Source organism: Lentisphaerota bacterium (assembly GCA_016873675.1).
GTDB lineage: Bacteria > Verrucomicrobiota > Kiritimatiellia > RFP12 > JAAYNR01 > VGWG01.
The window spans coordinates 1-7987 of the sequence record VGWG01000115.1; the positions used below are offsets into that span (position 1 = coordinate 1).

At 63.7% G+C, this 7987-nt stretch carries 6 protein-coding genes; 4 read left to right on the forward strand and 2 right to left on the reverse strand.

Features of this window, described 5'->3' with window-relative positions:
- Together FJ222_10955 and FJ222_10960 are read right to left on the reverse strand one after the other, a co-directional pair.
- The coding region (locus tag FJ222_10955; protein ID MBM4164938.1) for a hypothetical protein at positions 1–244 on the reverse strand (244 nt) is incomplete at its 3' end.
- Between the two features lie 30 nt (positions 245–274).
- Entirely contained in the window at positions 275–2722 is a 2448-nt protein-coding gene (locus tag FJ222_10960; protein MBM4164939.1) for a glycogen/starch/alpha-glucan phosphorylase, read from the reverse strand.
- Positions 2723–2961: 239 nt separating this feature from the next.
- Between FJ222_10960 and FJ222_10965 the strand changes: the two genes are divergently transcribed.
- From FJ222_10965 to FJ222_10980, 4 genes are all read left to right on the forward strand, one after another.
- Complete coding sequence (locus FJ222_10965) at positions 2962–5013, forward strand: sel1 repeat family protein (protein MBM4164940.1); 2052 nt, start codon at positions 2962–2964, stop codon at positions 5011–5013.
- A 140-nt stretch (positions 5014–5153) separates the two neighbouring features.
- Positions 5154–5765, forward strand: a complete 612-nt coding sequence (locus FJ222_10970; GenBank protein ID MBM4164941.1) for a hypothetical protein — start codon at positions 5154–5156, stop codon at positions 5763–5765.
- A gap of 13 nt (positions 5766–5778) precedes the next feature.
- Positions 5779–6327 (forward strand): DUF2764 family protein, encoded by a 549-nt coding sequence (locus FJ222_10975; protein MBM4164942.1) that lies wholly within the window; start codon positions 5779–5781, stop codon positions 6325–6327.
- 4 nt (positions 6328–6331) lie between these two features.
- The coding region (locus FJ222_10980) for a V-type ATP synthase subunit A (protein MBM4164943.1) at positions 6332–7987 on the forward strand (1656 nt) is incomplete at its 3' end.

A 7987-nucleotide genomic window follows, 5' to 3' on the forward strand; every position in this document is an offset into this window, starting at 1 on the left:
GCAGGTTCGGCGGAAGGCCCGCGTCGCCCGGGTTCAGCCAATAGGTGTGCCAGCCCGGCTGAGTCGTCACTTCCACCGCCAGCGTGAACAGCGCGCCGGGCGCGATTGTGTCACGCTCGGCAATCAGATTCACCCGGTCCGCCGTCCCGTCTCCAGAATAACCCCGCAGCGAGGCGAGCATCATGGAGGCCATCAGCGGCACGAACCGAAGGTTGGGATTCCAGCCCCATCGCATCATACGCATGGTTGACTCCTTTCCGGACGGCGTCACAGATCATTCGACATCGCAGGCCTTCACATGCCAGATCTCGTCCGCATATTCCCGGATCGTCCGGTCGGAGGAGAACACCCCCGAACGGGCCACGTTGAGCAACGCCTTGCGATCCCATTCCAACGGCTTGCGGTACAGCGCGTCCACCGCAGTCTGGGTATCGATATAGGCCCGCAGATCGGCCAGCAGCATGTAATAATCGTTGTAATCGAGCAGGGTTTGGATGATCGGATCAAACAAACCGGGCGACAGAACGCAAAACACGTTTTGCTGGATCAAATGGATCGCCCGGCGGATTTCAGGATCACGCTCGCACACATCCCGCGACCGGTAGGCGGGGCGTTTTGCCGTAACCTCCTCGGCGCGCAGGCCGAAGATGAAGATGTTTTCTTCGCCTGCGGCCTCGCAAATCTCAACATTTGCGCCGTCCAGCGTGCCGACCGTCAGCGCCCCGTTGAGCATCAACTTCATGTTGCCCGTCCCCGACGCTTCCGTCCCCGCGAGCGAAATCTGTTCACTGACGTTTGCGGCTGGGATGATCTTCTCTGCCAGCGATACGCGGTAGTCGGGCAGGAAGACGACCTTGATTTTCTGGCTGATCAGGGGGTGGGTGTTGACCACTTCGGCGACACCGTGTATCAGCCGAATAATCAGTTTTGCGATGTAATAGCCTGGAGCGGCCTTGGCGGAGAAGATGAACGTCCGCGGATGCACGTCGAGATCGGGGTCACGGATCATCCGGTCAAACAAGACGATGATGTACAACACCAGCAGCAACTGGCGTTTGTATTCGTGCAGCCGTTTCACCTGGACATCAAACAGCGACTCGGGGTCAACCGTCACGCCGACGGTTGCGAGGATATGCGCGGCCAGCGCCTCCTTATTGGCCTGTTTCGTCGCCCGGAACGCCTTCAGAAACGCCCGGTCCTGCGTCAGCGGCTCGAGCTTGCGGAGTTGGAAGAGGTCGGTGATCCATCCCGACCCGATCCGGCTGGTGATCAAGTCCGCCAGGCCGGGGTTGGCCTGGAGCAGCCAGCGCCGCTGCGTGATGCCATTGGTTTTGTTCTGAAACTTCTCGGGCCACAAATCCGCAAAATCGGCGAACAGCTTTTTGCGGATAATTTCGGAATGCAGCTTGGCCACGCCGTTGACCGTTGACGCGCCGATGATCGCCAGATTGGCCATCCGCACATGCTTCTCCCCCACATCGTCGATTATGCTCATCCGTTGCAGGCGGTCCACATCGCCCGGCCATCGCCCCGCGACGTGACGCACAAAACGGCCGTTGATCTCGTAAATGATCTGCATGTGCCGGGGCAGCAGCCGCTGCATGAGCGGCACGCTCCACTTCTCCAAAGCCTCCGGGAGGATCGTGTGATTGGTGTAGCCCACGCAGCGGCAGGCCAGATTCCAGGCGAAATCCCAGTCCAGATGCTCCCGGTCGATCAGCAGGCGCATCAACTCGGGAATGACCAGCGCCGGATGGGTCTCGTTGAGCTGGATGAAGACCTTGTCGGGCAGGGCGACCCAATCGTCATGCGCGTTCTGAAACCGCCGCAGCATGTCCTGAACCGAGCACGAGACGAAGAAATACTGCTGGCGCAGCCGCAGTTCCTTGCCTTCGAGAACATTGTCATTCGGATACAGCACCTTGGTGATGTTCTCGGCCAGCACCTTGTTCTCGACCGCCTCAACATAAGATCCCCGGTTGAAATCATCGAAGTTGAACGCATCGTCGGCCCGCGCCGACCACAGGCGGAGGGTGTTCACCACCTTGCCCCCATAACCGACGATCGGCAGGTCGAACGGCACTCCGATCACCGGCTTCGCGTTGATCCAGCGCCATTCCATGCGGCCGTCACTTCGGACCGTCTCGACCGCGCCTTCAAACAGGACCGATTGCGCGTATTCGGGCCGTGCCACCTCCCACGGATAGCCGTTTTTGAGCCAGTGGTCTGGTTCCTCGACCTGTGCGCCGCTGATAATGCGCTGGGTGAAAATGCCGTAATCGTAACGGAGCCCGTATCCCATGCTGGGAATCTGCATCGTCGACATCGAGTCGAGGAAACACGCGGCCAGGCGGCCCAAGCCACCATTGCCCAGCCCGGCGTCGGCCTCGTAGTCGCGCAGCGTGGTCCAATCCAGACCGACCTCCTCCAGCGCCTCGCGGCAGGATTCCTCCATCCGCAAGTTGATCACGTTGTTGCTCAGCAACCGCCCGATCAGAAACTCCAGGGAGAGGTAGTACACGCGCTTGACATTCTGCTCATGATAGATTCGTTGCGTGGCGATCCACCGTTCCACCAGACGGTCGCGCACCGCATTGGCCAATGCGGTATAACAGTCACGATCCGTGGCCAGCCCCTGGTCCTTCGAGAGCGTGTACCGCAGATGCCACGCGAAATCCTCCCGCAGCCCTTCGGTCGTCATCGCCACACGGCGGTCGTGCATCTTCCGAAATGTCTTCTTGGTCGTTCCCATGTTCGCACTCCTCGCTAAAATTGACGGAGCCACTTTACACAAAAAGACCGCCGGTATCGAGTAAAATTCCCGTTCGGAAATTGTGAATCGTGGTTTGACTATTATCACCCTCCCCGCGATAATGAACCGCGATCCAGTGGATGACGGTGTGGGCCGTGGGCGGGTCTGTGTGACGTTTGGGCAGTCCGGCACACTCTGGAACGATTGGTATGTCACAACACGCACGTAAAAACAAGAAAGCGCCGCCTGCGGCATCAACGGTGCTGGACCGTCTGATCCGGTGGTTGGTGATTGCGGTGATGGTCACGGTGGCGGGCTGGGGGTTGAGTCGGGTGCCTTGGCCGATCAGGCCGACATCCGATCCGTCCATGAATCCAGCCGATGGCGACCACGCGAAAATCATCGCAGCCGAGCGAGAGCTGGCCGCGCTGGCCGCATTGAAGCCGTTGCCCGCGCCTCCCGCAGACCTGATGCCCCTGTCGGCCGGCGATGCGAGCTTGACGCGTTCAGCTTTGGAAAAAGCCGCAACACAGGTCCGTCTGGTGGCGAGCGAGGCCCGCGATGAGTTAAAGAACTTGGGTCTGTCCGAGTCCGAGGATGCCGGTCTCGTGTCCGCTGACTGGCTGGCCGGAGAAACCGCGTTCTCGTTGGGATCGTGGGAAGAGGCGGAACAGGCCTACTACCGCATCGTCAACCGCATCCGCAAACTTCGGGCCGTGGTGCGCATGGCCCGCGATCTCGATGTCAGCGAGCAGGCTCTCACAGCCGATTTGGCGGCGAATCGGGAGTTGCTGCGAACGTTCGGTGGCGAGCGGTTGCGTGAGGTGGTCGCATTGGCGACGCAGGCGCGCGGGCAATCGGCGGGAGACCCGATCGCCAGAGCCAAGCTCTATCAGGAGGCGCTGATCAAGCTGCCTCAGGCCGTCGGCGAGGCTCGCCAAGCCGAGCGCCGCGAGAAGATTGGCACGCTGCTGCAGCTCGCCGGACGGGCGGCCGAACGCGGCGACTGGGTGGCGGCCGCAGCCGCCTCGGCCTCCATTCTGAAATATGACCCGGAGAATGCCCGCGCGTCCGCGTTGCGCGCTCAGGCCGTCAAAGGCCTTGACGCGCTGATCGACCGTTATGTGGCGCTGCAGCATGAGCCCGGGCGCACGCCTGAGCGCACGGCCGGCGCGGCCCAGATCCGGCGCGGCGCGCGCGATGGCGATCCACTCTGCCAGATTGCGCTGTTGCTTTACAGCCGCGATGATCCCGCGCTGAAGGAGACGCCGGACACGCTCGCCCGCTGCCGGGCTGAGGGGTGGTCCGGCCTGCTCCAGCGTGCCCGCCGGGGTTCGCGCACGGCGGCGTTTCTGGCCGCCCGCTGTTACGAGGACGGAATCGGTGTTGATCGCGACATGACCGAGGCGCTCCGCTGGTACCGGGACGCCGCGGATCAGGGAAGCGTGCAGGCTCAGAACAATCTGGCCTGGATTCACCATCAGGGATTCGGGGGCGTTCCACAGGATATCGCCGAGGCCTTGACGTGGTACCGCCGTGCCGCCGAGCAGGGCAGCATTCCCGCCCAGTGCAGTCTGGCGGGGTTGCTCCTGGCTGATGAAAACAGCGCCGACGCCGAGGCGGCGGAGTGGTACCGGCGCGCGGCGGAGAAAGGCAGCGCCCTGGCGCAGTGCAACCTCGCGCTGCTCCTGATGACCGGACGCGGAGTCCCTCGCGATGAATCGCAAGCGTCCGCCCTGTTTCGGTCCGCAGCGCTTCAGAAGGACCCGCTGGCTCAGTTCAATCTGGGGTATCTCCATATGACGGGCAAGGGTGTGCCGCAGGACGATGCCGAGGCGGTCCGCTGGTACCGGCTGGCCGCCGAGCAGGGCTTTGCCACCGCGCAGCGCAATCTCGGGGGAATGCTGGCGGTCGGCCGCGGCGTGCCGCGCAATGACGCCGAGGCGGCCAAGTGGTACACGCGCGCCGCCGAACAGGGCGATGCGGGCGCACAGTGCAATATCGGCTGGATGTGCGCGCACGGCGTTGGTGTGGATCAGGACCTGGTCAAGGCCGTGACCTGGTATCGCCGCGCCGCCGAGCGTGGCAACCCCGAGGCCCTCTTCATGCTCGGGGTGATGACCGTCCAGGGAGCCGGAACCGCCCGGGACGAGACGCAGGGCCGCCGGTGGATCGCCGAGGCGGCCGCCCGCGGCTTGGATCAGGCCCGCGCCTGGCTCGAACTCGCCGCGCGTCCGCGGGTTTCCGAGACACTCCCGTGAGCGTCACGACCACATCCCCAATAGCGGACCCGTTCGAAATTAGTTTAATTTAGGTTTTGATCTTACGTGCGCGTTAGGCTATAGTTCCCAACCGTTTTGAAAACGTCCTGCAATCAGGTCACCCGTACAAGGATAATCGCATGAGTCAGGATCAACACATGCAGGCGCTGCTGGATAAAATCCGCACCGAGGGTGTGGAGAAGGCCGCCGCCGAAGCGCATACCATCACGGCTCAGGCCGAGGCGCGCGCGCGTGAGATCGTCGCTGTCGCCGAACAGCGGGCCGCCGCCGAGCGGACCCGGGCTGAGCGCGATGCCAAGGCGTTCCAACAGCGGGCCACCGACGCCGTTCATCAGGCCGCCCGCGACGTCGTGTTGTCGGTCGAAAAATCGGTCGCCGCCCATTTCCGGGCGCTGCTGCTCACCCAAACCACGCTTACGCTGTCTGATCCCGCCCGCCTCGCCGCGCTCGTCGAGGCCGCCGTGTCGGCCTATCTGGCCGGGGGCGAACAGGCTCTGACCGTCTGTCTGGCCGAGAAGGCTGCGGCCACGGCGGATGCCCTGCGCGCCGCTTTTGTTCGGCAGGCTGTCGCTGGCGTGACGCTGGTGCTGGACGAGAACACTGGCGCGGGTTTTCGCGTTCACCTCGACAATGGCCGCGTGGAACACGACTTCACAGCCGCCGCTGTCACGGAGGCGCTCGCCCGGCACCTCCGGCCCCAACTCGCGTCGCTGCTGAAGACAGCCACCTGATCGCCCCGCGCTCATGAGCATCTATTACCTCATCGCCTGTCTGCCCGCGCTCGATATGGAGACCGCTCCGGCCCTCACGCCAGATGCGTTCGTCGGGTTGTGCCGCGAGCAACTTGCCCCGGCCGATGCCGATGCCGCCGCCGCTCTGGTGGCCGGGCACGACGCCGACCATCCGTTCGTCCGGGACTGGCGTGATCGTGACACCCTCGTGCGCAATGCGGTGGCCCGCCAGCGCGCGGCCCGGCGCGCGATCGACCCGGCTCCCCATCAGAAGCCGACCATCGGCTGCGACCTGCGCATCGAGCGCGAGGTTGAGGCAGCCTTCCAGGCTCCTGATCCGATGCAGCGCGAGCGCGTGCTCGACCGCATTCGCTGGCGCGTCGCCGACGAGTTGCAGGGCCCGGACCCCATGACCGCGCGCGCCGCGCTCGCCTATGCGGTCAAGCTTCGCATCGCCTGCCGCTGGGCGGCCCTCACCCCCGGCATGGGCCGGGCCGCCGTCGCCAAACTCCTGGACATCCCCATCGATTTGAATGATCACGCACGAACCAAACAGGCCTGAACCTATGGAAAACTGCACCGGAACCATTATCGGCGTCAATGGCAACATGATCACGGTGGCCTTCACCGGCGCGGTGGCGCAAAACGAGGTTGGCCACGCCGAAATCGCGGGAGCCACGGGAACGTTGCGTCTGATGGCCGAGGTCGTCCGTGTCCGCGGCCGGAAGGCCGACCTGCAGGTCTTTGAGGATACCCGCGATCTGGCCGTCGGCAATCCGGTCACCTTCACCGGGAACCTCCTCGCTGTCGAACTCGGCCCGGGCCTCCTGAAGCAGATTTACGACGGCCTGCAGAACCCCCTGCCTCAGCTTGCCGCGCAGTGCGGATTTTTCCTCCAGCGCGGCGTGACGCTGCAGGCCCTCGACCGGAACGCCGAGTGGATGTTCACCCCACGGGTCAAACCAGGCGATCGCGTGAGCGCGGCCGAGACCCTCGGCACCGTTCCCGAGGGCATCTTTGCTCACCGCATCATGGTGCCCTTTGCGTTCCAGGGCTCGTGGACGGTCCGCTCGGTTGTGCCCGAAGGGTTCTACCGGATCGAAGACACCATCGCCGTGCTCGCCGATGCCAATGGGCGCGAAACCCCCGTTTCGATGGTGCAGCGCTGGCCCGTCAAGATCCCCATCACCTGTTTTGCCGAGCGCCTCCGCCCCTCGACCACGCTGGTCACCCGCATCCGCAGCGTCGACACCTTTTTCCCCGTCGCCGTGGGCGGCACTTACTGCATCCCCGGCCCCTTCGGCGCCGGCAAGACGGTGTTGCAGCAGCTCACCAGTCGTTTTGCCGATGTCGATATCGTGGTCCTCGCCGCCTGCGGCGAGCGCGCGGGCGAGGTGGTGGAGACCCTGCGTGAATTCCCCGAACTGCATGACCCGCGAACCGGCCAGTCGCTGATGGATCGCACGATCATCATCTGCAACACCTCCTCGATGCCGGTCGCCGCTCGCGAAGCCTCGGTCTATACGGCGGTTACGCTGGCCTCCTATTACCGGATGATGGGGTTGAACGTCTTGCTGCTCGCCGACTCCACCTCCCGCTGGGCGCAGGCGTTGCGCGAAATGTCCGGCCGTCTTGAGGAGATTCCCGGGGAAGAGGCTTTCCCCGCCTATCTCGAATCGGTGATCGCCGGCTTCTACGAGCGGGCCGGACGGGTGCGCCTCAAGGACGGATCCATCGGTTCCGTCACCATTGGCGGTACCGTCTCACCCGCGGGCGGCAATTTTGACGAGCCGGTCACGCAGTCCACTCTGAAAGTCGTTGGCGCCTTCCACGGCCTCTCTCGCGCGCGCTCCGACGCCCGCCGATTCCCCGCCATCGATCCGCTCGAATCCTGGAGCAAGTACCCGTCCATCATCGAGGCCTCTCGTGTTGAGAGCTTGCGGGCCATTCTTCGCCAGGGCAGCGACGTCTCGCAAATGATGAAGGTCGTCGGGGAAGAAGGGACTGCCATGGATGACTTCGTGGCCTACCTGAAGGGCGAACTGATCGACCGGGTCTATCTCCAACAGGATGCTTTTTATGATGTCGACGCGGCCACGCCGAAGGAGCGTCAGCAGGCCATTTTCCATATGCTCGAACGCGTGGTCGGTGTTCCGTTCGCGTTTGACGACAAAAACGAGGCCCGCCACTGCTTCAACCGCCTGACCCAATCCTTATCGATT